Source organism: Brachybacterium zhongshanense, from assembly GCF_055385755.1.
Genome location: NZ_AP043790.1, coordinates 3,613,156 through 3,637,275 on the forward strand (window position 1 = coordinate 3,613,156; position 24,120 = coordinate 3,637,275).

General features: G+C 71.7%; 19 protein-coding genes, 1 other RNA gene and 1 pseudogene. 13 read left to right on the plus strand and 8 right to left on the minus strand.

Features of this window, described 5'->3' with window-relative positions; genetic code table 11:
* The first annotated feature begins 134 nt into the window (after positions 1–134).
* Positions 135–1,139, plus strand: a complete 1,005-nt coding sequence (locus ACZ5AJ_RS15975; protein ID WP_464136032.1) for an aldo/keto reductase family protein — start codon at positions 135–137, stop codon at positions 1,137–1,139.
* Between the two features lie 277 nt (positions 1,140–1,416).
* On the opposite strand, the gene ACZ5AJ_RS15980 is transcribed toward ACZ5AJ_RS15975, so the two are convergent.
* Positions 1,417–2,970: an alanine/glycine:cation symporter family protein gene (locus ACZ5AJ_RS15980; RefSeq protein ID WP_464136033.1), complete on the minus strand. Its 1,554-nt coding sequence runs from the start codon at positions 2,968–2,970 to the stop codon at positions 1,417–1,419.
* A 601-nt stretch (positions 2,971–3,571) separates the two neighbouring features.
* On the opposite strand from ACZ5AJ_RS15980, the gene ffs reads away from it, so the two are divergent.
* From ffs to ACZ5AJ_RS16000, 4 genes are all read left to right on the plus strand, one after another.
* Positions 3,572–3,668, plus strand: an RNA gene (ffs, locus tag ACZ5AJ_RS15985) — signal recognition particle sRNA small type.
* 505 nt (positions 3,669–4,173) lie between these two features.
* Positions 4,174–5,214, plus strand: a complete 1,041-nt coding sequence (locus ACZ5AJ_RS15990) for a CPBP family intramembrane glutamic endopeptidase (RefSeq protein WP_464136034.1) — start codon at positions 4,174–4,176, stop codon at positions 5,212–5,214.
* 165 nt (positions 5,215–5,379) lie between these two features.
* Entirely contained in the window at positions 5,380–6,564 is a 1,185-nt protein-coding gene (locus ACZ5AJ_RS15995) for a TIGR01777 family oxidoreductase (RefSeq protein ID WP_464136035.1), read from the plus strand.
* Complete coding sequence (locus ACZ5AJ_RS16000; RefSeq protein WP_464136036.1) at positions 6,561–7,361, plus strand: ABC transporter ATP-binding protein; 801 nt, start codon at positions 6,561–6,563, stop codon at positions 7,359–7,361. Before ACZ5AJ_RS15995 ends, ACZ5AJ_RS16000 begins: the two co-directional genes overlap by 4 nt.
* Positions 7,362–7,423: 62 nt before the next feature.
* On the opposite strand, the gene ACZ5AJ_RS16005 is transcribed toward ACZ5AJ_RS16000, so the two are convergent.
* On the minus strand, positions 7,424–7,840 hold the full coding sequence (locus ACZ5AJ_RS16005; RefSeq protein ID WP_464136037.1) for a VOC family protein: 417 nt from the start codon (positions 7,838–7,840) through the stop codon (positions 7,424–7,426).
* Positions 7,841–7,926: 86 nt separating this feature from the next.
* Positions 7,927–9,288 (minus strand): MFS transporter, encoded by a 1,362-nt coding sequence (locus ACZ5AJ_RS16010; protein ID WP_464136039.1) that lies wholly within the window; start codon positions 9,286–9,288, stop codon positions 7,927–7,929.
* A gap of 184 nt (positions 9,289–9,472) precedes the next feature.
* On the opposite strand from ACZ5AJ_RS16010, the gene ACZ5AJ_RS16015 reads away from it, so the two are divergent.
* The 3 genes and pseudogenes from ACZ5AJ_RS16015 to ACZ5AJ_RS16025 all read left to right on the plus strand — a co-directional run bounded on the left by ACZ5AJ_RS16015 (position 9,473) and on the right by ACZ5AJ_RS16025 (position 10,902).
* Positions 9,473–9,781: a type II toxin-antitoxin system death-on-curing family toxin gene (locus tag ACZ5AJ_RS16015; protein ID WP_464136040.1), complete on the plus strand. Its 309-nt coding sequence runs from the start codon at positions 9,473–9,475 to the stop codon at positions 9,779–9,781.
* 145 nt (positions 9,782–9,926) lie between these two features.
* The gene (locus tag ACZ5AJ_RS16020; protein ID WP_464136041.1) at positions 9,927–10,160 is read left to right on the plus strand and encodes a hypothetical protein; all 234 of its coding nucleotides are present in this window, start codon (positions 9,927–9,929) and stop codon (positions 10,158–10,160) included.
* A gap of 97 nt (positions 10,161–10,257) precedes the next feature.
* Positions 10,258–10,902 (plus strand): annotated as a pseudogene (locus ACZ5AJ_RS16025) (aldo/keto reductase).
* Between the two features lie 99 nt (positions 10,903–11,001).
* Here the strand turns inward: ACZ5AJ_RS16025 and ACZ5AJ_RS16030 are convergent.
* Positions 11,002–11,370, minus strand: coding sequence for a MerR family transcriptional regulator (locus ACZ5AJ_RS16030; RefSeq protein ID WP_464136042.1), 369 nt, complete (start codon positions 11,368–11,370; stop codon positions 11,002–11,004).
* Between the two features lie 52 nt (positions 11,371–11,422).
* On the opposite strand from ACZ5AJ_RS16030, the gene ACZ5AJ_RS16035 reads away from it, so the two are divergent.
* On the plus strand, positions 11,423–11,551 hold the full coding sequence (locus tag ACZ5AJ_RS16035) for a hypothetical protein (protein WP_464136043.1): 129 nt from the start codon (positions 11,423–11,425) through the stop codon (positions 11,549–11,551).
* A gap of 17 nt (positions 11,552–11,568) precedes the next feature.
* Here ACZ5AJ_RS16035 and ACZ5AJ_RS16040 read toward each other — a convergent pair whose 3' ends face one another.
* Entirely contained in the window at positions 11,569–13,014 is a 1,446-nt protein-coding gene (locus ACZ5AJ_RS16040) for a dicarboxylate/amino acid:cation symporter (RefSeq protein ID WP_464138789.1), read from the minus strand.
* 236 nt (positions 13,015–13,250) lie between these two features.
* On the opposite strand from ACZ5AJ_RS16040, the gene ACZ5AJ_RS16045 reads away from it, so the two are divergent.
* Both ACZ5AJ_RS16045 and ACZ5AJ_RS16050 read left to right on the plus strand, forming a co-directional pair.
* Positions 13,251–14,342 (plus strand): hypothetical protein, encoded by a 1,092-nt coding sequence (locus ACZ5AJ_RS16045; RefSeq protein WP_464136044.1) that lies wholly within the window; start codon positions 13,251–13,253, stop codon positions 14,340–14,342.
* 50 nt (positions 14,343–14,392) lie between these two features.
* Positions 14,393–17,875 carry a DNA polymerase III subunit gamma and tau gene (locus ACZ5AJ_RS16050; protein WP_464136045.1) on the plus strand — a complete coding sequence of 1,161 codons (3,483 nt, stop codon included), beginning with the start codon at positions 14,393–14,395 and terminating at the stop codon, positions 17,873–17,875.
* 87 nt (positions 17,876–17,962) lie between these two features.
* Here ACZ5AJ_RS16050 and ACZ5AJ_RS16055 read toward each other — a convergent pair whose 3' ends face one another.
* Positions 17,963–18,490 (minus strand): GyrI-like domain-containing protein, encoded by a 528-nt coding sequence (locus ACZ5AJ_RS16055; protein ID WP_464136046.1) that lies wholly within the window; start codon positions 18,488–18,490, stop codon positions 17,963–17,965.
* 275 nt (positions 18,491–18,765) lie between these two features.
* Positions 18,766–20,205, minus strand: a complete 1,440-nt coding sequence (locus tag ACZ5AJ_RS16060) for a glycoside hydrolase family 125 protein (protein WP_464136047.1) — start codon at positions 20,203–20,205, stop codon at positions 18,766–18,768.
* A 196-nt stretch (positions 20,206–20,401) separates the two neighbouring features.
* On the opposite strand from ACZ5AJ_RS16060, the gene recR reads away from it, so the two are divergent.
* Positions 20,402–20,998, plus strand: a complete 597-nt coding sequence (recR, locus tag ACZ5AJ_RS16065) for a recombination mediator RecR (protein WP_464136048.1) — start codon at positions 20,402–20,404, stop codon at positions 20,996–20,998.
* 136 nt (positions 20,999–21,134) lie between these two features.
* Entirely contained in the window at positions 21,135–22,847 is a 1,713-nt protein-coding gene (locus tag ACZ5AJ_RS16070) for a hypothetical protein (protein WP_464136049.1), read from the plus strand.
* A gap of 67 nt (positions 22,848–22,914) precedes the next feature.
* Here the strand turns inward: ACZ5AJ_RS16070 and ACZ5AJ_RS16075 are convergent, their stop codons facing one another.
* Complete coding sequence (locus ACZ5AJ_RS16075; RefSeq protein WP_464136050.1) at positions 22,915–24,117, minus strand: ABC transporter permease; 1,203 nt, start codon at positions 24,115–24,117, stop codon at positions 22,915–22,917.
* Positions 24,118–24,120: the final 3 nt, after the last annotated feature.

Genomic DNA, 24,120 nt, shown 5'->3' on the forward strand with positions numbered 1-24,120 from the left:
CGCCAGACCGACGGAGACGGAGCGCGGCGGCCGACGGGCGGAGGACCGCTGTCGGCCGCCGCTGGTCGGCCGATATCGGCCACTGGTGGGAAACCCCTGTCCAGAGGTCGGGCCCGACCCCTAGGCTGGTGGCCATGGAGTTCAGACATCTCGGCCGCAGCGGCCTCAAGATCAGCGAGATCATCTACGGCAACTGGCTCACCCACGCCTCCCAGGTCGAGGACGAGCGCGCACAGCAGTGCGTGCGCGCCGCCCTCGACGCGGGCATCAGCACCTTCGACACCGCCGACACCTACGCCAACACCGCCGCCGAGGTCGTCCTCGGCGAGGCGCTCAAGGGGGAGCGGCGCGAGTCGCTGGAGATCTTCACGAAGGTCTACTTCCCGACCGGCCCGAAGGGCCACAACGACACCGGCCTGTCCCGCAAGCACATCCGCGAGTCCATCGACGCCTCCCTGCGTCGTCTGCAGACGGACTACGTCGACCTCTACCAGGCGCACCGCTACGACTACGCGACCCCGCTCGAGGAGACGATGCAGGCCTTCGCCGACGTCGTCCATTCGGGCAAGGCCCTGTACATCGGCGTCTCCGAATGGAACGCCGACCAGATCCGCGCGGGCCATCAGCTGGCTCGCGAGCTCGGCATCCAGCTGGTGTCGAACCAGCCGCAGTACTCGATGCTGTGGCGGGTGATCGAGGAGCGCGTCGTGCCGACCTCCCGCGAGCTGGGGGTCTCCCAGGTCGTCTGGTCGCCCGTCGCCCAGGGCATCCTCACCGGCAAGTACAAGCCCGGTGCGCCCGCCCCCGAGGGGTCTCGCGCCCGGGACGAGAAGGGCGGCGCCGACATGATCAAGCGCTTCCTGAACGACCCGGTCCTCGAGGCGGTGCAGCGTCTCCTGCCGATCGCTGAGGAGCTCGACCTGACCCCGGCGCAGCTCGCCGTGGCGTGGGTGCTCAGCAACGACAACGTCGCGGGCGCCATCATCGGCGCCTCCCGACCGGAGCAGATCACCGAGAACGTGAAGGCCGCCGGCGTCACCCTCGACGCCGATGTGAAGGCCCGCATCGACGAGGTGCTCGGCGACCTGCCCGAGACCGACCCCACGAAGACGCAGTCCCCGGCGCAGCGCCTGGCCTGAGGGCCGTCGGCCCGGCTCGTAGGCACAGCCCGTAGGCAATAGCCTGTCGGGCCGCCAGTCGGCTCGCTGTCGGGCTCGAGGGACATGACGTGCCCCGCCTCCCACAGGAGGCGGGGCACGTCATCGTGGTGCGGGTCGGGGTGGGCGCTGGAGGGGCGCTGCCGGAAGGGTCCGACGGGCAGGGCCCCGCGGGAGGTTCCGACGGGACGGTCCTGCGGGAGGTTCCGACGGGACGGTCCGGCGGACGGAGGCTCGGAGCGTCCGTCCGTCGGATCGCTCAGCGCTCCGTGATGCCCTCGTCCTCCAGCTCGCCGCCGCTGCGGCCCTGCAGGGCGTGCCCGTCGGCGCGCAGCTCCCAGAAGGTGGCGTTCTCGATGCCGAGCTCGCGCGGATCGAACTGCGGATCCTTGCCCTCCTTCTTCTGCCTCTCGAAGTCCTTGAGCGCCTTCAGCGCGGGGACCTGCAGGAACAGGATGCCGACGATGTTCAGCCAGGCCATCGAGCCGACGCCGACGTCGCCGAGGCCCCAGGCCGCCCCAGCCGTGGTGGTGGCGCCGTAGGCGACCGAGACCAGCACCAGAGCCTGCAGCACGCGCAGCAGGGCACGGGCGAGCGTGCGGTTCTTCAGCTTGCGCGTGAGGTAGGTCAGGTTGGTCTCGGCCATGTAGTAGTAGGCGACGATCGTGGTGAACACGAAGAACGACAGTGCGATCGCGATGAACGTCGGCCCGCCGCCGGGGATCACGGAGTCCAGACCGGCCTGCACGAAGCCAGGGCCCGGCTCGACGTCGGTGCTGAGTCCGCCGACCCCCTCGGACAGCGTCTCTCCCGGCCAGGACTCCCCGCGGAAGGTGTTGAACATGCCGGTGGAGATGATGATGAACGCGGTCGCGCTGCAGACGAACAGGGTGTCGACGTACACCGAGAAGGACTGTGCGAAGCCCTGCTTGGCCGGGTGGGAGACCTCGGCCGCGGCCGCCGCATGGGGGCCGGTGCCCTGGCCCGCCTCGTTGGAGTAGATGCCGCGCTGGACGCCCCACTTCACGGCCAGGCCGAGGATCGCGCCGAAGACGGGCTGGATGCCGAAGGCGCTGCCGAAGATCAGCCCGAACACCCGGGGGATCTCCTGGAAGTTCACGAGGAACACGACCAGGGCGATGAGCACGTAGAGGATCGCCATCGCGGGCACGACGATCACGGCGAAGTGGGCGATGCGCTTGACGCCGCCGATCACGATGAAGCCCAGCAGGATCACGAGCCCGATCGCCGTCACCCAGGTGGGGATGCCCCAGGCGTTGTCGATCGCCGATGCCATGCCGTTGGCCTGCACGCCGGGGAGGAAGAAGCTCATCGCCAGGATCGTCACGACGGCGAACAGGGCGCCGTAGAAGATGGAGAGCTTCGGGGCCTTGTGCTTGTAGGCCTTCTCGAAGTAGTAGGCGGGGCCGCCGCGATATTCGCCGCTGTCCGGGTCCTTCTCCTTGTAGATCTGGCCGAGCGTGCACTCGATGAACGAGGTCGAGGCGCCCAGGAAGGCCGAGGTCCACATCCAGAACACGGCGCCCGGTCCGCCGAAGGCGATGGCGGTGGCGACACCGCCGATGTTGCCCATGCCGACGCGGCCCGCGAGCGACATCATCAGGGACTGGAACGACGAGGTGCCATCCTCGGACTTCTCTCCCCGTTTGAGCTGGGCGAGCATGTCGGGGACATGGCGGACCTGCAGGAACGCGGTGCGCAACGAGAAGTAGAGGCCGGCGATGAGGCACAGCGCGATCAGCGGGACCGACCAGATGATGCCGTTGGCGCCGTCGATGAGTTCGGCGAACATGGATCCTCCGAGGGTGGGCGGGGAATGGGGAAGGGGAGAGGCGGACAGACGGATCGGGACGAGGGGGAGGGGATAGGGGACAGAGGATGGGGCGGGGGACAGAGGATGGGGCGGGGGACAGAGGACGGGGACGGGGGACAGGGACAGCGGACGGGGACGGGGCGGGGGACAGAGGGAAGGCATGCGCACCGCCTGCTTCTGTGCGCTGGGGCATGCCGTGGGTGTCGGCCAACGTACCGGAACACCACCCCCACCGCAGTGCCTTGTGGACGCGTGATCGTTTTGTGCCCGTTCAGGCCGTATCTCTCGGCGTGGCGCGCTGGGTGTCCCATACAGGGCTTGCAGGGCGCTCGCCGGCCGTCGCTCGCTGCTGGGTGCTGGGTGCTGGGTGCTGGGTGCAGGGGGATGGCCGCTGGGTGCAGGGGGATGGGTGCTGGGGGATGGCCGCTGGGTGCAGGGGGATGGGTGCTGGGCATTCGTCGTTCGCTGCCGTGCGCTCGCTGACGCGCGGATGGAGCCCACTGCGATGTCTTCGGCGTGGCATGCATCGCGTCTCGGCGGCCGACGGTGCGAGCACGCGCGGATCGCGGGTAGACTCTTCGCCGACCCCTCGTGCGGTGTCATCTTGCTGAACTCCCCCAGGGCTTGACGGCAGCAAGGGCAGGTGAGCTCTGGCAGGTGCACGAGGGGTCGCTTCATGCCTGCGGCCGGACAGCGACGTCTGCGGCCGGGCGGTGATGCCCACGGCGGCCCGCTGACGTGGAGCAGTGTCCGTCTACCACCGCTTGAACGCCGTTTGAACGGCGGTAAACGGACACTCCTCGTCTGAGGCAGCTCGGTTGAGGCTGATCGCTGGCGGGCTTGGCGGACTTGGCGGGCTTGGAGCCCGGCCAGAGCGTGTCGGCCCGTTCCTCATCAGGCCACGGCCACAGGCACCGCGCGAGCGGTGATGGGTGCCGTCGAGTGACGACGCAGGTGGTGATGGCTGCGAACTGGAGACGTCGCGGGTGATGTCGCGGGTGATGTCGCGGGTGATGTCGCGGGTGATGACGTGGGTGGAGACGCGGGTGATGACATCCGGGTCGGCGGTGGGGATAGCCCCCGTCGAGCAGGGCGGACGCCCCGGTGGGGACATCGTGGGCGGATGCGTAGCGTCGTGAGCGCATCGCCTCCCACGCCCCGCTGACCGCCAGGAGCGAGTCCATGCCCTCCTCAGCCCGCCCCGACGCCCCTGCGTCCACCGTCTCTGCCTTTCCCGCCCCCAGCGGCTCCGCTGAGTCTTCCGCGTCCACCTCCCTCTCCGAGTCCACCTCCGCCTCCGGCTCTACCTTCATCTCCGGCTCCATCTCCGCTGCTGCCGTACCTGTTGCCGTCCCCGACGCCGTGCCGATGGCACCAGTGCCGAGCGACCTGCGCACCTCCCGCTCGGAGGAGGCGGCCGGGCGGGTCCCCTGGGGGCGCGTCCTCGTGTTCTTCGCTGTCGCCCTCGCGGTCTCGATGGCACTGTCCGTGCCCTTCGCCCTCGGTCTCCTGCCGCAGGAGGTCGTCGGCGTGATCGTGCCGCTGGCTCAGCTGTCTCCGCTGCTCGCCGCGGTGCTCGTCCGCGGGCGAGCGGCCGACGGGACGCGGATCCGAGTGCGTGATGCGCTCGCGATGCCCGTCCCCTCTCGGGCCGCGCTCGCGCACGGGCTGCTCGCCGCGGTAGTCGTCTTCGCGCTGGTGCCGCTGCTGCGCATGATCATCGCCGTCGCCACGGGCGCCGCTCCCTTCGCACCTGCCGACGGGCTTCTGATGGTGGCCGTCGCGGTGCCCGCGGTGCTCGTCATGCAGACGCTGTTCGCCGTCGGCGAGGAGACCGGCTGGCGCGGATGGCTGCACACGGCGCTCTCGCCTCTCGGATTCTGGCCGTCGTCGCTGCTGATCGGTGCGCTGTGGACGCTGTGGCATGCGCCGATCGTGATCGCGCTCGGCTTCTCCGCACGGGGGGCCGCCGCGTATCTTCTGCTGATCCTCGCGGTCGCTCCTCTGCTCGGGGCCCTGCGGGAGCTGGGAAGGAGCGTGTGGCCTGCGGTGCTGGGCCATGGCCTGCTCAACAGCCTGCGCGTGGCGATCGACCAGAACCTGCTCGGCCCGATCTCCGAGCGGGGGGCCGCCGGGTTCTGGGCCGTCGAGATCACCGGATGGGTGCTCTGGCTGCTCGCCGCCGCGATCGTCCTGCGCCTCTCCCGCGTCCCGAGGCCATAGCGCGCGTCCAGTCCACCGCGCGCCCAGGCCTCAGTGCACGTACCGGGTCTGCGGCGCGCGCACCGAGGGCACGGCGCGGGCACCGGGGGCGCGGCCCGCGGCCGGGGCGTAGATTGGTCGGACCCCAGGACGAGGGACCGGATGCCGGTTCAGGGAGGGGACGCCGTGGAGGGCACAGAGGGCACAGAGGGCACAGAGGGCACAGAGGGCACAGAGGGCACAGAGGGCACAGAGCGCATCGAGGGCAGAGAGCGCAGAGAGGGCATGGAGGAGCATCGTGGCGGGTCGGTCCGCCTGATCCCCCCGGGAGTGGCCCGGATCCGGGAGAGGATCCCGACCTTCGCGCTGAGCAGTGAGGATCGTCTGGCGGCGTTCCAGGACCGTCAGGTGGCCGACGACCGCGCCTTCCATGCGCGCTTCGCTGACCGGCCGCGACTGACGATCGCCGTGGCCGGGTCCTCGGGCCTGATCGGCACCCAGCTCACGGCGCTGCTCGTCGACGGCGGGCATCGGGTGCGGCGCATGATCCGTGAGGATCGCGTCGGCCCGGGCGAGATCTCCTGGGACCCGCGGTCCGGGCGGCTGGATCCCGCGGACCTCGAGGGCGTCGACGCCGTCGTGAACCTCGCCGGGCGCTCCATCGCCACACGCTGGACTCCGGCTGCGCGCCGCGAGATCCGTGAGTCGAGGGTCCGCGGCACCCGGCTGATCGCGCGGACGCTCGCCGGGATGTCCGACGGTCCGCGCGTGCTCGTCCAGGGCAGCGCCATCGGGTTCTACGGCGCCCAGCGCCCCGGCGAGCTGCTCACCGAGTCCGACGCGGGAGGCGAGGGGTTCCTCGCCGACGTGGTGCGGGACTGGGAGGGCTCGACGCGCAGCGCCTCCGACGCCGGCATCCGCGTGCCGATCATCCGCACGGGAGTGGTCCTCTCCGACGGCGGCGGCTCCCTCCTGCCGCAGCTGCCGCTCTACCTCGCCGGCGTCGGCGGCCGTCTGACCAGGAAGGACGCCGTGATCTCGTGGATCACCCTGGATGACATCGCGCGCGTGCTCGCCCATGCGGTGCTGACGCCCTCCCTCGCAGGGCCGGTCAACGCCGTCGGCCCGAGGCCGTCGGACGCCCAGGAGTTCGCACGGGCCCTGGGAGGTGCGCTCCGTCGGCCCGCCCTGCTCCCGGTCCCCTCGTCCGGTCCGCGACTGCTGCTGGGGCAGGAGGCCGCGCGGGAGCTCGTCGAGGCCGACCAGTTCGTCTCCGATGCGCGTCTGCGGGCCAGCGGATTCCAGGCCGCCCATCCCAGCCTCCGTCCCGCGCTGAAGCATGTGCTGTGGAGAGAGGCGGCTGAGGCGTGACAGAGATCCTGCGGCTGGATGGCGTCGACGTCGTCCGCGACGGGCATCAGATCCTCACGGGCGTCGACCTCGTGGTCCACGAGGGCGAGCACTGGGCGATGATCGGAGCGAACGGCGCGGGGAAGAGCACCATCCTCAGCCTGTGCGGGGCTGAGCGCCATCCCACCCGCGGCACCGTGGACGTGCTGGGCCGACGTCTCGGCCGCGTCGAGATCAGGAAGCTGCGCGAGTCCATCGGCCACGTGGATCCACGTCATCCGGTGCGCTCGGGTCTGAGCGCCCGGCAGGTCGTGCTCACCGGAGCGACCGGCACCGCGGAGATGATGGGGCGCTGGCAGCCCGGTCCCGAGCTCGAGGAGCGGGCCGACCGTCTGGTCGAGATGCTCGGCCTCGGTGCCCTCGAGCATGGCCGCTGGACCACCATGTCCCAGGGCGAGCGCGGTCGCGTCCTGATCGCCCGCGCTCTCCTCATGGACCCGCCGCTGCTGCTGCTCGACGAGCCCACCACCGGCCTCGACGTCGCCGCCCGCGAGCAGTTCCTGGAGACCGTCGACCACCTCCACCGCACCCACCCGCGGCTCGCGACGGTCCTGGTCACGCACCATCTCGAGGAGCTGCCGGAGAGCACCACGCACGCCGTGCTGATCCGCGACGGGCGCGTGCACGCCGCCGGGCCGGCCGACGAGGTGCTGACCACCGAGCTGGTCAGCACATGCTTCGACTACCCGATCAGCATCGAGCATCACGGGGGCCGCTGGTCGGCCCGGGCTGCGAGGGCAGCCGCCGTCCGAGTCTGACGAGGGGCACCGCCGTCCGGGTCTGACGAGGGGCGCTGGCCGTCGTCGGCCGGATGGCCCTCTCAGCCGGCCTCGGGACCGTCGCCGGCGGCCTCGAGCTCGGCGGGGGAGCGGAGGACGCAGAACTCGTTCCCCTCCGGATCGGCCATGACGACCCACCCGGTGCCGGGACCGTGGAGGCCGCGGCGGTCGGCGATCTCGGTCGCACCCTGGGCGAGGGCCCACCGGACCTCCTCGTCCTGCGGGCGCTCGCGCGGACGCAGGTCGAGATGGATGCGCTTGGCGGGCAGCTGATCGTCGGGGACCTCGATGAACAGCAGGGTGTGCCCGGTCGTCGGATCGGAGATCGCGCACTCCTCATGACCGGGGAAGTTCGGGTCCTCGGGGTCCATCTCGTAGTCCAGCAGGACGCGCCACCACTCGCTGAGCGCGAACGCGTCATGGCAGTCGATCGTGGTGTGGGAGACGAAGAGGCTCATGGAGCCGCAGTCTTCTGCACCGGCTGATCTGCGGCAAGGGACTTCTCGGCAGAGGGCTTCTCGGCGAAGGATGTCTCTGCGAGGGCCTACCCTGCGAGGGGCATCGCGGCGAGGGTCTCCTCGGTGAGCTGCTCGTCGGCCCCGTCGAGCTCGTCGGCCCCGTCGGCCGCGTCGGCGACCAGCCGGGGCCCCTCGCCGAGCAGGGCGTTGACCAGCGCGGCGAGCACCACGAGGCCGGCTGCGCCGACCGGCAGCCACATGGCGGCGCCGGAGCCGACGGACTCGGCGACCGTGCCGGTCAGCGCGGAGGCCGCCGACTGGCCGACGACCGTCGCGGAGCCCAGCATCGTCATGACCGTCGCGGAACGGCCCTGCGGCGAGCGGTCCGCGGCGAGGCTGTAGAGGGTCACGACCGTCGGACCGATGCCGACGCCCGCGACCGCCATCGCCGCGATCAGCGCCCCCAGCGATCCGGCGAGTCCGAAGGCGAGCATGGACGCGAGGATGAGCAGCGAGAACACCAGCCACCGCGCCCACAGCCGGAACCCCGTCGGGAACAGCGAGATCGACAGCGCCAGGATCGTGGATCCGACCCCCATCACCCCGTAGACCAGGCCTGCGGAGTCCTCCCGACCGGACTCGGCGAGGAACGCCGTCAGCGAGGTCAGCACGGTGCCGAAGAACAGCCCGACGCCCAGCGCGCCCGCGACGATCACGAGCACTCGCGGCGAGAGGAGCTCCCGGGCCGGCGCCTGGACGACGGGCTCGGCCGTGCCGGGATCGGCGAGCCGTCCCGTCGGGTGCAGCGCGAAGGCGGTGACGAAGACGAGGGTGAGCGCTGCGGCGCCGATCATGGGGGCGATCGGATGGAGGGTCGTCGCCAGCAGGCCGACGACGACGGGTCCGAAGACGAAGGCGGTCTCGTCGGCCGCCGACTCGTAGCCCATGGTCGCGTTGAGGCTGCGCGCCCGACGCTGCGAGGGGAGGCGGGTCAGGATCAGCTGCACGAGGCGGCTGCGGGAGAACGGTCCGATCTGCGGGGACGAGGCGCCGATGACGAAGCCGACCGCGAGCACGGCCGCGTCGGGCAGAGGGCTGAAGGCGACGGCCGCGAGGGCGAGCAGAGCGAGGGAGTTCACGATCCCCGACAGCAGGATCACGCGACGCTGGCCGATGCGGTCCGCAGCGGCGCCCAGCAGCGGCCCCACCAGCGCGGATCCGAGGCCGACGACAGCGGAGTTCAGCCCGCCCAGCGCGATCGACCCGCGGGCCGCGACCACCAGGGTCAGCGTGCCCACGACCATCATCGCGAAGGGGAAGCGCGCGACGAACGCGATCGGGAAGTAGGCGAGGCCCGCGGCGCGCACCAGAGTGGTGGGCTGCTCCGTGGCTGTGGCTGTGGCTGCAGCCGTCGGCGGGGCCTGCGGGCCGGTGCTCTGCGTGGTCATCGATCCTCCGGACGGTGGGGTGCCGCCTTGGACGGCCCGCGCCGGAGGAAGCCTGCCGGCTGGTCAGCGGACCCGAGGTGATGCACTGCTGAGGGGACGCTCCGAGCGTAGCCGGAGCAGGCACCCGCGGGCCAGGGTTCCGGCCCGGTGCGGATGCGGAGGTCACAGATCCCGAGCCGCGGAGGTGCGCGATCTCGGACTCCTGGGCAGTGCTCTGGACCGTCCGAGGACGACGCTCTACGGCAGGGATGCGTACCCCGGTCTTCCGCGGAAGGCGGCGGCGCTCGTCGATTCCGTGGTCCGGAACCATTCGCTGGTGGACGGGAACAAGGGGCTGGGGTGGATGTGCCTGGTCGTGTTCCTGGATCTCAACGGCATCTGGCTCGAGGTCGACGACGACGAGGCGTTCGACCTCGTCATGGGAGTGGCCGGTGGAACTGTTCCGCTCGATGACCTGGACCGGACCATCGGCCGGTGGATCGCCGCGGGGTGAGCGGGGCCGTCGGCCGTGGCGACAGGCGCAAGCGGGCGTGACCCCCGCTGAACGCCGATGCCATCCGATGCGCCGCACCGATCAGCACCCGTTCCGGTGCCGAACCCTTGACCTGGAGCGTGCTCCAGCATCCAGGCTCGTGCCCATGGCACGCATCGACGCACCCGAACCCGCCCTCCCGACCACGCCCGCTCGTCCCGCGCTCGGCACGATGCACATGGGCACCCGCCTCGACGACCGCGCGAGCTTCGCGCTGCTCGACCGCTTCGTCGAGCTGGGCGGCCACTGGCTCGACACCTCCGAAACTACTACTTCGCCCAGGACCCCTCAGGGGTCGGCGGGCAGAGCGAGAGCGCCATCGGCCGCTGGCTCCGCGTGAACCCCGGCGCCCCGGTGTCGATCAGCACGAAGGTCGGCGCTGAGCCGAACCGTCCGGGGGTTTCCCCGACGACCTCGAGGGGCTCGCCCCGGACGTCGTGGAGAACGCCCTCGCAGGCAGCCTCGAGCGCCTCGGTGTCGATCGCGTCGACCTGTACTGGGCCCATATCGAGCACCACGACGTGCCCTTCGCGCAGGTCGTCGACACCTTCGGGTCCCTCGCGGCCGACGGGAGGATCGGCGCCTGGGGGCTGTCGAACCATCCCTCATGGCGTCTCGCGGAGGCGCGGCTGCTCGCCGCGCAGGCGGGCCTCCCCGCCCCGACGGCCTACCAGCAGCGGTACTCGTACCTGCAGCCGCTCCCCGGTGCGGACGTCGAGGGACTGTCCGTGGACCTCGGCATGCTCTCGACGGACTGACTGGATCTGCTGCGCCGGGACCAGGAGACCACCGGCTGGGTCTTCACCGCGATGCTGCGCGGCGCCTACGACCGTGCGGACCGGCCCCTCTCACCCGAGTACCTGCACGCCGGGACCGAGCGACGCATGGAGGCGCTCGCCGAGGTCGCGTCGGCGCACGGTCTCACCCGCGGGCAGGTCGCGCTGGCCTGGCTGACGGGCGGGGCGCCCGCGCTCGTGCCGATCATCGGTGGCAGCAGGGTCGATCAGCTCGAGGAGGCGTGGGAAGGGGCGACCACCGTGCTCACGCCGGAGGAGAGGGCGCTCCTGGACGCGGCAGCATGAGAAGCGGGCTGGATGACGGCGGGATGATGGCCGGCGGCGGGACCGACGACCCGCTCGCTCAGCCCTGCGACCTGCACGCTCCCTCCGGGACCAGCCTGCTCAGTCCTGCGACCCGTCGCGCTGCCCGTAGTAGGCGATCTTGTCGTCCAGCACCTCCAGGGCGCGCTGCGTCGTCCGCTGCCGCTCCTCGAGCTCGTCGCGGCGCTCGCGCAGGAAGGCCACGCGGTCGCTCGGGTCTGCGCTCCCGCGCAGCAGAGCGGTGAAGCGTCGCAGGTCATCGATCCCCAGGCCCGCGTCGCGCAGGCAGGTGACGATGCCGATCCAGGCCACGTCGTCCTCCGTGTAGCGGCACCGACCGCCCGGGTCGCGGTCGATCGGCCCGATCAGCCCCTCGCGCTCGTAGTAGCGCAGGGTGTCCAGGGTGAGTCCGGTCGCGGCGGCGGCGTCCGCAGGGGTGCGATGGGCCATGCGGGCAGTGTGGCACGGCTCTGGACTGATGCCCATCCGCTGGAGGAGGCCCATGGGCTTCGTGCCGACGGCGCTGCTCCTGGACTCCCCGGCGGAGCCGGTCCGGCTCGTCGCCTACGACAGGCGCCTCGTGGATGCGGCGCGACAGCACGGTCTCGCGGCCCCCTCACCCGGAGCCTGAGACGCGCAGCGACCGGGTCAGACCCCCGCGGCCTGCCTGAGCTCGCCCTTCTCGTCGGCTGATTCGCCCGGCTCATCGGCCTGCCGCCCCGGCTCATCGGCCTGCTGGCCCTGCTCGTCGGCCTGCTCTCCAGCGCGCTCGTCGGCCTGGATCGCGGAGAAGGAGGTGCGGACCGTCGCGTCGTACGTCGGCCGATCGAGGATCTTCTCGCGCCGGGAGACGATCACCGCGACCAGGGACTGGCCGGTGACGTTCAGGGCGGTGCGGCCCATGTCGAGGATCGGATCGATCGCGAGCAGGAGGCCGACGCCCTCGAGCGGCAGACCCAGGGTCGACAGGGTCAGGGTGAGCATGACGGTCGCCCCGGTCATGCCGGCGGTCGCGGCGGAGCCCAGCACCGAGACCAGCACGATCAGCAGATAGTCGGTGATCGAGAGGTCGACGCCGTAGAAGTTCGCCACGAAGATCGCCGACAGCGACGGGTAGATCGCGGCGCAGCCGTCCATCTTGGTGGTCGCGCCCAGCGGGATCGCGAACGACGCATAGTGCCGCGGCACGCCCATGCGCTCGGTGACGGTCTGGGTCATCGGCATGGTGCCCAGCGAGCTGCGGGAGACGAAGCCCAGCGAGGTCGCCGGCCACACGCCCCGGAAGAATGAGCCCACGCCCAGGCCGTTCGCCTTCAGCAGCACCGGATACACCACGAGCAGGACGATCAGCATGCCGATGTAGACGTCGGCGGTGAACACGCCGAGCTGACCGATCGCCGTCCAGCCGTAGGAGGCGACCGCGTTCCCGAGCAGACCGATCGTGCCGATCGGGGCCAGCCGGATCACCCACCACAGCAGCTTCTGCACGATCTCCAGCGCCGAGCCGGTGACCTTCAGGAACGGCTCGGCCTTCTCGCCGACGGTCAGCACGGCGATGCCGACGGCGATCGAGATGACGAGGATCTGCAGGGCGTTGAAGCTCAGCGAGAGCGTGCCGTCGTCGCCGGCGCTGCCCTCGAGGCCCAGGAAGTTCGAGGGCACCAGGCCGGTGAGGAAGTCCAGCCAGCCGCCTTGCGTGGAGGAGGCCTCCGCGGTGGAGGCGTCGACGCCCGAGTTCGCGCCGGGGCTGGTCAGCACACCGAGCGTGATGCCGATGGAGACTGCGATCAGCGAGGTGATCGCGAACCACAGCAGGGTCTTGCCGGCCAGGCGCGCGGCGTTCGTGACGCCGCGGAGGTTCGCGATCGAGGTGACGATCGCGAGGAAGATCAGGGGCGGGACCAGCGCCTTCAGCAGCGTCACGAAGATCGTGCCGATGGTGTCCAGCGTCGTGGTCAGCCAGTTGGCGCCGTCGGGGTTCGCCTCGGTCTCGGCGACCGGCCCGATCTGGGCGGCGACCAGGCCGAGGACCACACCGAGGACGAGGCCGATCAGGACCTGCCAGCCGAAGGGGATGCGGGCGATCGCCCGCAGCGGGTTGCGCGACGGTCGGGACGATCCGGACGGCGAGGCTGGCCCGGGGTTCTCCGGAGCCGACGGGGATGCGGTGCGGGGTGTGCTCGGTGTGCTCACGGCCGACGACCGTACGCCGCCCGGTGCACGAGCACCAAGGCGTTGATCATGGGCTCACATAAGCGCATCTTGGGGGTCGGTGGGAGTCCGCCAAACGGCGGATGCGCCCGTCCGCCGGACGACGTCACCATGGAGTCATGGACGCCGCCGATACGCCCTTCGGGGATCTCCCGAGCAGCCGCTTCGGCGCCGACGTCGAGTACCGGGGCCGGGCGCACGGGCACGACTATGTCGTCCGCGTGCGCCATCGGCTGCTGGACACCACCTTCACCGTCAGCATCGACGGCGTCGAGCACGACCCGAAGGCCGAAGCGAAGAAGGCCGAGGCGAAGAAGGCCGGGGATGGGGCCGACGATCTCGGCTTCCGCTACGACGAGGGGATCATGACGAACCGGGCGACCGTCCTCCGGACGGGGCCCGACGACCATGCTGCTGACGACCACGCTGCTGAGGATCCCGATGCTGCAGCGGAGGCAGAAGCAGATGCCGACGCCGACCCGGATGCCGACGGGCGATGGCGCGATGCCGAGACGATCGTGGTGCGCACCAGCGGGCTCGGCGGTGCCGGCGAGGTCGACGTGCTGCTCGGCATCGAGAGGGAGCCGCTGGCCCCGGCCGACGGATCGCCGTCGGCCGAGCGGGATCGTCGTCGGACCGAGCATCCGGTGAGGTACGCGACGATCGCCGCGGCCGGGACGGCCGTTCGCTTCCTGATCCCGATCCTGGGGATCGGCGCCCTGCTCAGCGGCCTGCTGAAGCCGGTGCGGGAGTGGGCGTGGAACCTCGTGCGACCGGCGGTCGAGGCGCTCGCAGCGGTGCGGGACCGGGTCGTCGCCTGGGCGGACGAGCTGACGCGGCCCGTGCGGGAGTTCATCGACGAGCTCACGCTGCCGATCCGCGAGTTCGTCGACGAGTCCACGCGACCTGTCCGCGAGCTCGTCGGCGCCGCGGTCCGCACGATCATGGACGGCATCGGCTGGCTGCTCGGCCGGCTCCTCGGGTGGATCCCCGACGTTCCCGACGGGGTGAAGATCATCGTCGTGGTGCTCGTGGCGTTCCTCGTCGCGCACGAGCGCCTGCGGGCACGCCGCAAGGGCCTCGCACGAGCCCGCGCAGACGGAGGAGACGGGGGAGACGGGACGGAAGGCTCGGTGGCGCCGGAGGAGGACTCGGAAGAGGACTCGGGCGATCCGGATGATCCGCGGACGGAGCACTCCTCCCCAACGTGACTTCGTCCCCAACGGTCTGAGCGGTCGGACGCCTCCACTAGCCTGTGGGGGTGGCCACTGCTCTGTACCGTCGTTACCGCCCGGAGTCCTTCGCCGAGGTGATCGGCCAGGACCACGTCACCACGCCCCTGCGGCGCGCGCTGCGCGCCGGGCGGATCGGCCACGCCTATCTGTTCTCGGGTCCGCGCGGCTGCGGGAAGACGACCTCCGCCCGCATCCTCGCCCGCTGCCTGAACTGCGCCGAGGGGCCGACGGACACCCCCTGCGGCCAGTGCGACTCCTGCCGCGACCTCGCGCGCGGCGGCGCCGGCAGCCTTGATGTCGTCGAGATCGACGCGGCCAGCCACGGCGGCGTCGACGACGCCCGCGAGCTGCGTGAGCGCGCCTCCTTCGCCCCGGTGCGCGACCGCTACAAGGTGTTCATCATCGACGAGGCGCACATGGTGACCTCGGCAGGCTTCAACGCGCTGCTCAAGCTCGTCGAGGAGCCGCCCGAGCACGTGAAGTTCGTCTTCGCGACCACCGAGCCGGACAAGGTCATCGGCACCATCCGCTCGCGCACCCACCACTATCCCTTCCGGCTGATCCCGCCGCAGGTCCTCGGGCCCTATCTCGAGCAGGTGTGCGCGGCCGAGGGGGTGCAGGTCGGCGAGGGCGTCCTGCCTCTCGTGGTGCGGGCCGGCGGCGGTTCCGCACGCGACACCATGAGCGTGCTGGACCAGCTGATGGCGGGCGCCGGCGAGCACGGCCTGGACCATCGCACGGCGATCGCCCTGCTCGGCTTCACCGACACCGCTCTGCTGGACCGCGCGACGATGGCGATCGCCGAGCGGGACGCCGCGACCCTCTACGACGCGGTCGAGCAGGTCCTCGTCACCGGGCACGAGCCGCGGCGCTTCGTCGAGGACCTCCTCGAGCGCCTGCGGGACCTCATCATCCTCGCCGCCGTCCCGGACCGCGCCGCCGATCTGCTGCCGCAGGTCCCGGCCGATGAGCTCGACTCCATGCGCGCCCAGGCCGCCGCGTTCGTCCCGGCGGACCTGTCCCTGTGCGGCGACCTCGTCCACGAGACGCTCTCGACGATGAGCGGGGCGACCTCCCCGCGCCTGCACCTCGAGCTCCTCGCCGCGCGCCTGGTGCTGCGCGACCAGCGGGCTGGCGCTGCAGCTCCGGTCCCGCCGAGCACCGGGGTCGGCGGGGGCGCCGGCTCCGGTCGGCCGACGGGACCTGCCGGCCCCGCGGCGGGCGGCCCCGCAGCCGGTGGCCAGAGCGCAGTCGGGGAGAGGGGCGGTCAGCCCGCAGCCGCCGGCAGCGGCCGCGAGGAGGCGCGACGCATCGCCCAGGAGCGAGCCGAGAGTGCGCGCCGCGCTCGCGGCGAGAGCCCGGTGCGTCGCCCGCAGCCCGAGCCTCAGGCCCAGCAGGATGCCCAGGCTCGCCCGGATGCGCAGGCGCGCCCGGATGTGCAGGCCGGGCCCGCGCCCGCGCAGCAGCAGTCCGCCCCTGCGCCTTCGACGAGCTGGGGCGACGCCGCAGCATCGCTGCAGCGTCCGGCGCAGGACGCACCTCGGCAGGACCCATCGCAGCAGAGCACACGGCAGCAGAGCGCAGCGCAGCAGAGTGCGGCCCCAGCGCCCGCTCCTTCGCAGCAGGACGCTCCGCAGAGCGCCGCACCAGCGCCTGCCGCAGCACCAGTCCCGGCCTCTGCGCCGCCTCAGCAGACCTCTGCTGCGCCCCAGTCGCAGCAGGGAGGCGGAGACGCCGATGCGGTGCGCGGTCATTGGTCGGCGATCCTCGACGAGCTCGCGCAGATCCGTCGACCCAGCTGGGCACTGGTCGCGCAGAACGGACACGTCCAGGACCTGCAGGGAAGCACCCTCCTGATCGGATTCCGCACCGAGGGTCTGGTCAGCGCCTTCCGCCGGGGGACCGCCGCTCAGAACCTGTCCGATGCGGTCCGCCGCATCATGCGCATCGAGGTCACCGTCGAGCCCGTCGTCGGTGAGGATCCCGGCTCGGGCGGTACCGGTGGCTCGGGCGGTACCGGTGGGTCAGGCGGCTCGGGAGGTCCCGGCGGGCCCGTCGGCCCCAGCAACCAGGCGGGACCGATGGGGGGATCGACACCACCCAGCGCGTCAGCGCGGCCATGGGGCGACTCCGCGCCGACGGGAGGTGCGGACGACGGACCCGGCACCGCGCCGTCCGCGTCCGCTCCGTCGTTCCCCGGGGCGACGGCAGAGGAGTCGACAGCATCGGGTGCCGCCTCGGCGGCACCCACCTGGAACGGGGGAGCCGCGTCGGCATCGGCCGTCTCCTCAGGACCCGCATCGCCTGTGTCGTCAGGTCCGGCATCGCCCGCGTCGTCGGGCCCGGCACCCTCCCCGGTGCAGGCGTCACCCGCAGCACCTGCAGATCCTGTGCGTCGCGGACCCGACCGGGTCGAGGACTTCGCGCCCGAGCCCGACGACCCGTACCCGCCGGATCCCGAGGACTTCTACCCGCCCGACCCGCAGGACGACTTCGGACCCGCCTCCCAGCAGTCCGCGCCACAGCAGTCCGCCCCCCAGCAGTTCGCGCCACAGCAGTCTGCGTCCGCAGCGCCGTCCGGTTCCGCCGTACCGCCCGCGTCCTCGACCCCGCCCGCGTCCGCGGCACCGTCAGCACCCGTGGCACCCGCCGCGTCGTCGTCGAACGGGCCGGAACCGGCAGTCGTCGGAGCCGCTGAGGTCCAGGACGAGGGGCGCGACAGCGTCCCCGACGGCGAGCCGCGCACCTTCGGCCAGCGCGCCATCAAGCAGGCGCTCGCCGAAGGACGGGTCGTGCGCTCGCTGCCCGCCCCCGCGGCAGCTGCTCCCGCCGCCCCCTCGGCATCGGCTCCCCAGCCTGCCGCCGAGCAGTCGACGCCGGGACCGGAATCGGCGCCGCCTCCCGAGGGGCAGGGCACCGGATCGGGGTCCACCTGGGGAGGCTCCGCAGCATCCGAGTGGTCAGCCGGTCGGTCGTCGGCTGGTGAGTCGTCGTCAGCTGCTGGTCCGACGTCGGCGGCACCTGCCGCACCTCCCCAGGCCACCGGGCCGACCAGTGCATCATCGGCCTCGTGGTCCGCCGAGCCCGGCTGGGGGAGCGTGGCACCCGGGCTCGCGCCGGAGCCGGTCCCCGCGCGCGATCCTGCTCCTGCGTCCGTGGCGGCCTCGGGCTCCGCGCCCGCGAACGGCTCCGGTTCGGCGCCGGTCAGTGCGCCTGCAGCAGTCGCCGCGCCGTCGACCGCCGCGTCGTCGACCGCCGCGCCGTCGGCCGCACGGTCCGGCATCGAGCTCGCCCGCGAAGCCGCCCATGCCTCTCGCGCCGCCGCAGCCTCTGGCCGACGTCTCGGCAGCGCACGGCGCGAGGACCAGGCCCCGCCCGTCGACGACGACCCGACCGGCGGTGCTTCGAGGGACGACGCCGATGCCTCCTACACCTCGCGCAACGGCCGCGAGGTCATCGAATCCGTGCTCGGCGGACGCGTCCTCGAGATCATCGACGAGACCCGCTGAGCCATCGCGACCAGCTGAGCCATCGCCACCCGTCGAGCCATCGGCGGCGCCGACGTCATCCATGGGACGCTCTGACCGGACCGCCGATCAGGGAACCGGCTCGAGCAGCGTGAACAGGTCGGTGCGCAGCGTCGCCGGATCCGTCTGCGGAGTCGGAGGCGTCACGTACAGCTCCCAGAACGGGTACGTCATCTGCTCGCCCGCATCCCCCACCAGCTCCGTGAACTCGCCCCACTTCTCCGCCAGCGCGTCGTAACCCCCGATGTGGCTGATCGCAGCGGCACGTCCCGCAGGCAGCACCGACGCCGACACCTCCAGACCGCTGGGCAGCGTCAGCGTCTCCGGGAGCGGACGGTCGATCGGGACGCCGATCTCCACATCAGCCGTGTCCACGGGCATCCGCCGGTGCAGGGCGAACGCCGGACCGATCGGCGTCACCCCCGCACCCGCCAGCGCAGGGAACAGGTGGGAGAAGCACGCATCCATCAGCGAGGACATCTCAGCGGTCGGGAAGCTCTGGCGGGAGACCACGGCGGTGGGGACCTCGGGGACCTCCGTCACCAGCACGTCGGCGAAGGGCTCATGCTCATCGTACGGCTGCGGCATCGTCGTCATGACGCCGAATCTATCCCGAATGCAGGTCAAAGGTGCCAAGGCGAAGTCCACGCGTCCCGCCAAGGTCACAGTGCCGAGACGGGTCCGGCCGCGGGACCCCGTCTGCCAGGACGATGACTGCGCACAGGTCCCGAAGACCGCAGCCTCTCCCGTTGGCGGCGAGGTCACGGGCATCGATCGCAGACGGAGGCGCGGTCTGCCCAGCCGATGCGGACTGACGGTCTGCCCAACCGATGCGGACTGACGGTCTGCCCAACCGATGCGGACTGCTGGGCTCAGGCGGCCTGCCCGTCCGTGGCAGGGCCGTCGCGGCGGACGCCGGCGAGGTCCAGGGCGAGCTCGCAGAACATCGAGTTCGACCAGGAGAACCAGGCGCGGGTGAAGATCTCCGGCTCGTCGACATGGACGCCCTCGTGCATCATCCCGGTGCCGCCGTCCGTGCGCATGAGCTGCTCCAGCAGGCGCAGACGATGGCTGTCATCATCGCTGGTCAGACCCTCGATGCTCTTGGCGATGGGCCAGACATGGTCCTTGGGGGTGTGCGGGGAACCGACGCCCTCGAGGTACAGCCCGGCGTAGTAGTACGGGTTGGAGCGTGACAGCACGGCCCGACGCGTGGCCTGGTAGACGGGATCCGAGGCGTCGACGCAGCCGAGATAGGGCAGAGCCAGCAGGCTCGGCACGTTCGCATCATCCAGGAAGACGTGATTGCCGCGTCCGTCGACCTCGTAGGCCCAGATCCGCTCGCCCGCACCATCGGCTGCGGAGTCCGTGCCGGCAGGAGCGTCGACGATGCCGTGCTCGGTGAGGGCCGAGCGGATCTGCGCGCTGATCTCGCGAGCCTCGGCGGCGAGCTCCGCTGCGGACCGGACAGCCTGCTCGGACCCATCGTCGGAAGGGGCGGACTCGGTGGCAGGTGCGTCTGCGGCGGCGACCGGAACCTGCTCGAGGAGCTCGGCGAGGCGCTCGAGGGCGAGGGCGAGGAAGTGGTTGCCGGGGATGTTGTAGCCCAGGGCGCAGGCATCGTCGCTGGGGCGGAACCCGGCCCAGACCAGCCCGGTCGGGGAGGTCAGTGAGCCGCGACCCATGCGGTCGAGGGTGTCCTGCGGGGTCGCCCCGCTGCGGTGGAAGCGGTATCGGGAGCGGCCCTCATGGTCCTGCTCGGTGCGGACGGTGGAGAGGATCGCCCGGGCGGCGGTGAGGAAGGAGGCGTCGGCCCAGCTGGTGTCGCCGGTCGCCCGCCACAGCCGCCAGGCGAGATCCGGCCCGTAGCTGAGGGAGTCGAGCTCGAACTTCCGCTCCCAGGCCAGGGGGTTCTCGCGCTCCGTGTCGTCGTCGTCCCAGCGGGAGCCGTCGGCGGTGCGGTTGAAGGCGTTGGCGTAGGGGTCGTCGGAGATCAGGGCCCAATGGCGGCGCAGCAGGCCCGACAGCAGGCTGACCAGCTGTGCGCGGTCCTCGTCGGAGCCGACACCGGCGGCGACCAGCCGCAGCAGCGGGGTCAGCTGGGCGGCGGAGTCGCGCAGCCACATGGCGGGGATGTCGCCGGTGATGACGAACGTGGTGCCGTCCTCGTCGACGGACACGGTCGTCTCGGCCGTGTTGCGGAGGTAGGAGACCACGCGCTCGGCGATGCTCGCCGCGCTGTCGGCGTCGCCCAGGCCGGTCAGGACGCGGTCGCGGACAGCGTCCAGCAGGGTGTCGGGCAGGGTGACCATCGTGCTCCTCGGTCAGGTCGGTGAGGCTCGTCAGGACGGCGCGACGCGCTCGTCGTCGTGCCGTGAACGTTCTCATGCTAACCATGCGCATCATCCGTGCAGGACGTCCCGCCGTGATCCGGGACCCTCGGCTCGGGCGCCGTCGGGCGTCGTCGGGCGTAGTCGGGCGTCCTCGCGCCCGATTAGAGTTGAGGGCGTGTACGAAGGCATCGTCCAGGACCTCATCGACGAGCTCGGGAAGCTCCCGGGCATCGGCCCCAAGTCGGCGCAGCGGATCGCGTTCCATCTGCTCGACGCCGACGACACCTCCGTGCGCCGACTCGCCGAGGTCCTGGTCACGGTCAAGGACACGGTCCGCTTCTGCGAGATCTGCGGGAACGTCTCGGCCGACGAGAAGTGCCGCATCTGCTCGGACCCCCGCCGCAGCGACGAGATGATCTGCGTGGTCGAGGAGTCCAAGGACATCGTCGCCATCGAGCGGATCCGCGAGTTCAAGGGCAGGTACCACGTGCTCGGCGGGGCGATCGATCCCATCGGCGGCGTCGGCCCCAACGACCTGCGCATCGCCCAGCTGATGACCCGGCTGGGATCCTCGGAGACCACCGAGGTGATCCTCGCTCTGGACCCGAACATCGAGGGCGAGGCCACCGCCGCCTATCTCACCCGCCTGCTGTCGCCGCTGGACGTGAACGTCACGCGCCTGGCCTCCGGCCTCCCCGTCGGCGGCGACCTCGACTACGCCGACGAGATGACGCTCGGCCGTGCCTTCCTCGGGCGCCGCTCAGCGACATGACCGGGGAGACGCCGTGACCTCGCCCTATGGACAGCACCCCGGACCACCGCCGAAGCGTCCGACGGGTCCGACGGGGAACCCGGGAGCGGACCGTTCGCAGGCCCGGACGGGCCCCTCCCGGACGGAGCTCTCGCGGGTGGGCTCGTCATGGGCGGGCTCGTCGTGGGCGGAGAGGCCGTTCGGGGAGCGGCCGCTTCCCCCGCTGCGGGACCTGCCTCCGCCGCCGCGGGTCTCGCGCGAGGATCCCTCGCTCGTGCTGCCGCAGGAGATCATCGCCGACTCCCGTCGCGAGATCACCTTCCGGATCTGGCGGTCCGGCTGGGCGGCCGCGCTGATGCTGATGGGCCTGTGGTACGTGCTGCTGACGTTCTTCGTGATCGGCTCGGGTCCGACCCTGTGGTGGATCTCCGCGCTCATGGCCATCGCAGAGCCCGTCTACCTGCGTCAGGCCGCCTACAGCCTCGGGTTCGACCCCGGTCTGCTGAAGCTCGCCTATCTTCTGCTCCCGCTGCTGGCCACGGCCCTCAGCGCCGCGCTCGTTCCGCTGGCCTCCGCATGGATCGGTCGCATGAACCCGCGCGACCACCTCACCGAGCACGGCTTCCAGCGCGCCGTCGCCGAGCGCGTCACCCTCGTCCTGCTGCTCCCGCCGATCGCGGCGCTCGTGCTGATCCCGCTCGCCGTCCTCGTCCGGGTGCCGCTCCCGTGGTCGACTCTCTCCTCGGGGCCGCTGGCCGCGCTGTGCGCCTCCGGGATCGCCGTGCTCATCGCCCGCTGGTGCCTGCGCGCCCGGATGACCGCACCGAGGGTCCTCGGCATCGAAGCCGCCGCCAAGATCGATATGCGCGGGAAGATCGACCACGACCTCGAGGTGCGTCGCACCGCCGCCCGACGCTCCCGCGCCCAGGACCGCCGCCACCTCCCCCCGAACCCCGGGACGCCCGAGGCATCCGGCGCGAGCACTCCCGCGGGAGCGCTGCGCGCGCTCGCCCTGATCGGCCGCGCCTCCCTCGCCTGGGTGTGGCCGGCGATGCTCAGCCTGGCCTGGGTCGTCCTGTCGATCACCGAGACCATCGAGGCCTTCAGCGGCGTCCTCGAGATGGACCTCACCGCCGTGCGATCCTCGCTGCGCTGGCCCATGGCGGTGCTCGCCATCCCCGCTGCGGGGATCATCGTGCTGGTCACCGCCCTGTCGCCGGCGATCGCCGCGCTCATCGCCGCGCCGCAGCGGGCCGAGGTGAGAGACCTGCGCACCGTCCCGGAATGGGCGACCCGTGCTCGCCAGAACCCGTGGGAGCGCAGCCTCGTGATCGCCACCGGTGTCGTCACCGGAGCCGGTGTGCTGCTCGCGGTCATCGTCTTCGGCGTCGGGCTCGTCCTCCTCGGAGAGGACAACGCCCTGATGTGGACGACGATGGTGCTCACCGTGCTCGTCGGCGCACCCCTCGCGGGCGGGGCGGCCTTCGCGGCGATGCGCGACGGCGCGCGCGACGTCTTCTACGGACCACCGGGCCTCTACATGCGTCGAGAGACCCCGTACGCCCTGGTCGCGCCGCTGATCGGCACCCGTGCGCAGCATGCCGAGGATCCGGCGGTCCGCTCCGAGATGCGTCGGCGCGAACGGGGCACCGCGATCGCTGGTGGCCGTGCTGGTGGGATTGCCGGGGGAGAGCGGCTCTGGGTGGACCCGACGCTGCCCGGTGCCGTCGACACGCAGGTCCGGCCGGCCGACGTCGCCGCCGGCCGCCTGCCCGACTTCGGCGCCGACTCCTCTCCCTTCGCCGCAGCGCCGAGCCCCTCCGACGACGACATCCCCGACAGCGTCACCGGCCTGCGCCGCCTGCCCTGAGCAGAGGCGGCGACGCCGCACCGGGCCGGGCCGGCCGGGTGCAGCACCGGGCCGGTCCGGGCCGGGGTCAGGCGATGCGGGTTCCCTTGCCCAGGCGCTTGATGGGAATGCCCAGGCGGGAGGTCGCGATCGCCACCGAGGCCACGCTGACGATGATCCACAGCCCCGCGCCCATCGGCCACACCGGGCGCTCGATCGGATCGCCGAGGTCGGCTGGGTAGCCGGTCATGTCCGGGGAGCAGTAGTTGAAGTTCGTCGGGTGGGTCGGGCTGGCCGCGAGACGCAGGCCCTGCTTCATCAGCATCAGCACGTCGTAGTCCTGGATGCCGTCGTAGTCGTCGATGGAGTTGATGCGCGGGGAGACGTCGGCGAGCATGACCAGGGGGTTCGCCCACAGCAGCGGCATCGCGATGTCGGTGCGCGAGACGCTCTGCTCCTGCTCGACCTCGATGCACTTGCCGGTGGAGTCCTCATAGGTGCTGCTGTAGTAGTCGGGCTCATGGACCGTGACCGTGCGCTCCTGCACCAGGAACAGCGCCGAGACGCCCCACACGATCGGCAGCACGACGGTCACGCCGACCACGATCACGTAGGCGAGCACCACCGAACCCATCGCCCGACGCGTCAGCGAGGACAGGCCCAGCCCCAGTGCGGTCACGCACCCCGCCAGCAGCGCGATCATCAGGATCACGCGGGCGAGATAGAAGACGCTGATGCCGGCCAGCAGGGCCGTCGGCAGCGTGGAGGGCAGGGCGAGCACCAGGAAGGCGAGCCCGGTGAGCCATCCCGCCAGCAGCTTGCCCAGCACGATCTCCAGCGGACCCAGCAGGCTCGCCTGCAGCGTCGCGAGGGTTCCGGCGGAGCGGTCGCCGTTGATCGAACCGGCGGACATCGCCGGAACCACCAGCAGCATCGCGAACAGCACGAGGATCATCTGCAGGCTGAAGATGATCTGGGCGGTCTCCTGGTAGGCGCCGTACTGCGCCGTGTAGAGCGTAGGAGCCAGGCCGAGCACGCCGATGCCCGCCAGCACCACCGTCCACACGCCGAGCGCGACGTACCAGGCGACCGACCGCAGGCGCTGGCGCAGCTCGAGCGAGGTCACCAGCCAGACGCCGCGGGGACGGACGGTCCAGCGTCCGCCGCGGGGACGGTCTGGTCGCGCCCCGGAGGGCGGGGGAGCGGCGACGCCCGAGCTGCCGGGTCCGCCGGGTCCGACGGGTCCGCCGGGAGCGCTGGGTCCGCCGGGGTTGCCGGGTGCAGTGTTCATGCT

Excerpts from the sequence above, each read along its gene's own strand:
- ACZ5AJ_RS15975 (WP_464136032.1), top strand. The coding sequence starts at position 135 with ATGGAGTTCAGACATCTCGGCCGCAGCGGCCTCAAGATCAGCGAGATC.
- ACZ5AJ_RS15980 (WP_464136033.1), bottom strand. The coding sequence starts at position 2,970 with ATGTTCGCCGAACTCATCGACGGCGCCAACGGCATCATCTGGTCGGTC.
- ACZ5AJ_RS15990 (WP_464136034.1), top strand. The coding sequence starts at position 4,174 with ATGCCCTCCTCAGCCCGCCCCGACGCCCCTGCGTCCACCGTCTCTGCC.
- ACZ5AJ_RS16005 (WP_464136037.1), bottom strand. The coding sequence starts at position 7,840 with ATGAGCCTCTTCGTCTCCCACACCACGATCGACTGCCATGACGCGTTC.
- ACZ5AJ_RS16010 (WP_464136039.1), bottom strand. The coding sequence starts at position 9,288 with ATGACCACGCAGAGCACCGGCCCGCAGGCCCCGCCGACGGCTGCAGCC.
- ACZ5AJ_RS16020 (WP_464136041.1), top strand. The coding sequence starts at position 9,927 with ATGGCACGCATCGACGCACCCGAACCCGCCCTCCCGACCACGCCCGCT.
- ACZ5AJ_RS16030 (WP_464136042.1), bottom strand. The coding sequence starts at position 11,370 with ATGGCCCATCGCACCCCTGCGGACGCCGCCGCCGCGACCGGACTCACC.
- ACZ5AJ_RS16035 (WP_464136043.1), top strand. The coding sequence starts at position 11,423 with ATGGGCTTCGTGCCGACGGCGCTGCTCCTGGACTCCCCGGCGGAGCCG.
- ACZ5AJ_RS16045 (WP_464136044.1), top strand. The coding sequence starts at position 13,251 with ATGGACGCCGCCGATACGCCCTTCGGGGATCTCCCGAGCAGCCGCTTC.
- ACZ5AJ_RS16055 (WP_464136046.1), bottom strand. The coding sequence starts at position 18,490 with ATGACGACGATGCCGCAGCCGTACGATGAGCATGAGCCCTTCGCCGAC.
- ACZ5AJ_RS16060 (WP_464136047.1), bottom strand. The coding sequence starts at position 20,205 with ATGGTCACCCTGCCCGACACCCTGCTGGACGCTGTCCGCGACCGCGTC.
- ACZ5AJ_RS16075 (WP_464136050.1), bottom strand. The coding sequence starts at position 24,117 with ATGAACACTGCACCCGGCAACCCCGGCGGACCCAGCGCTCCCGGCGGA.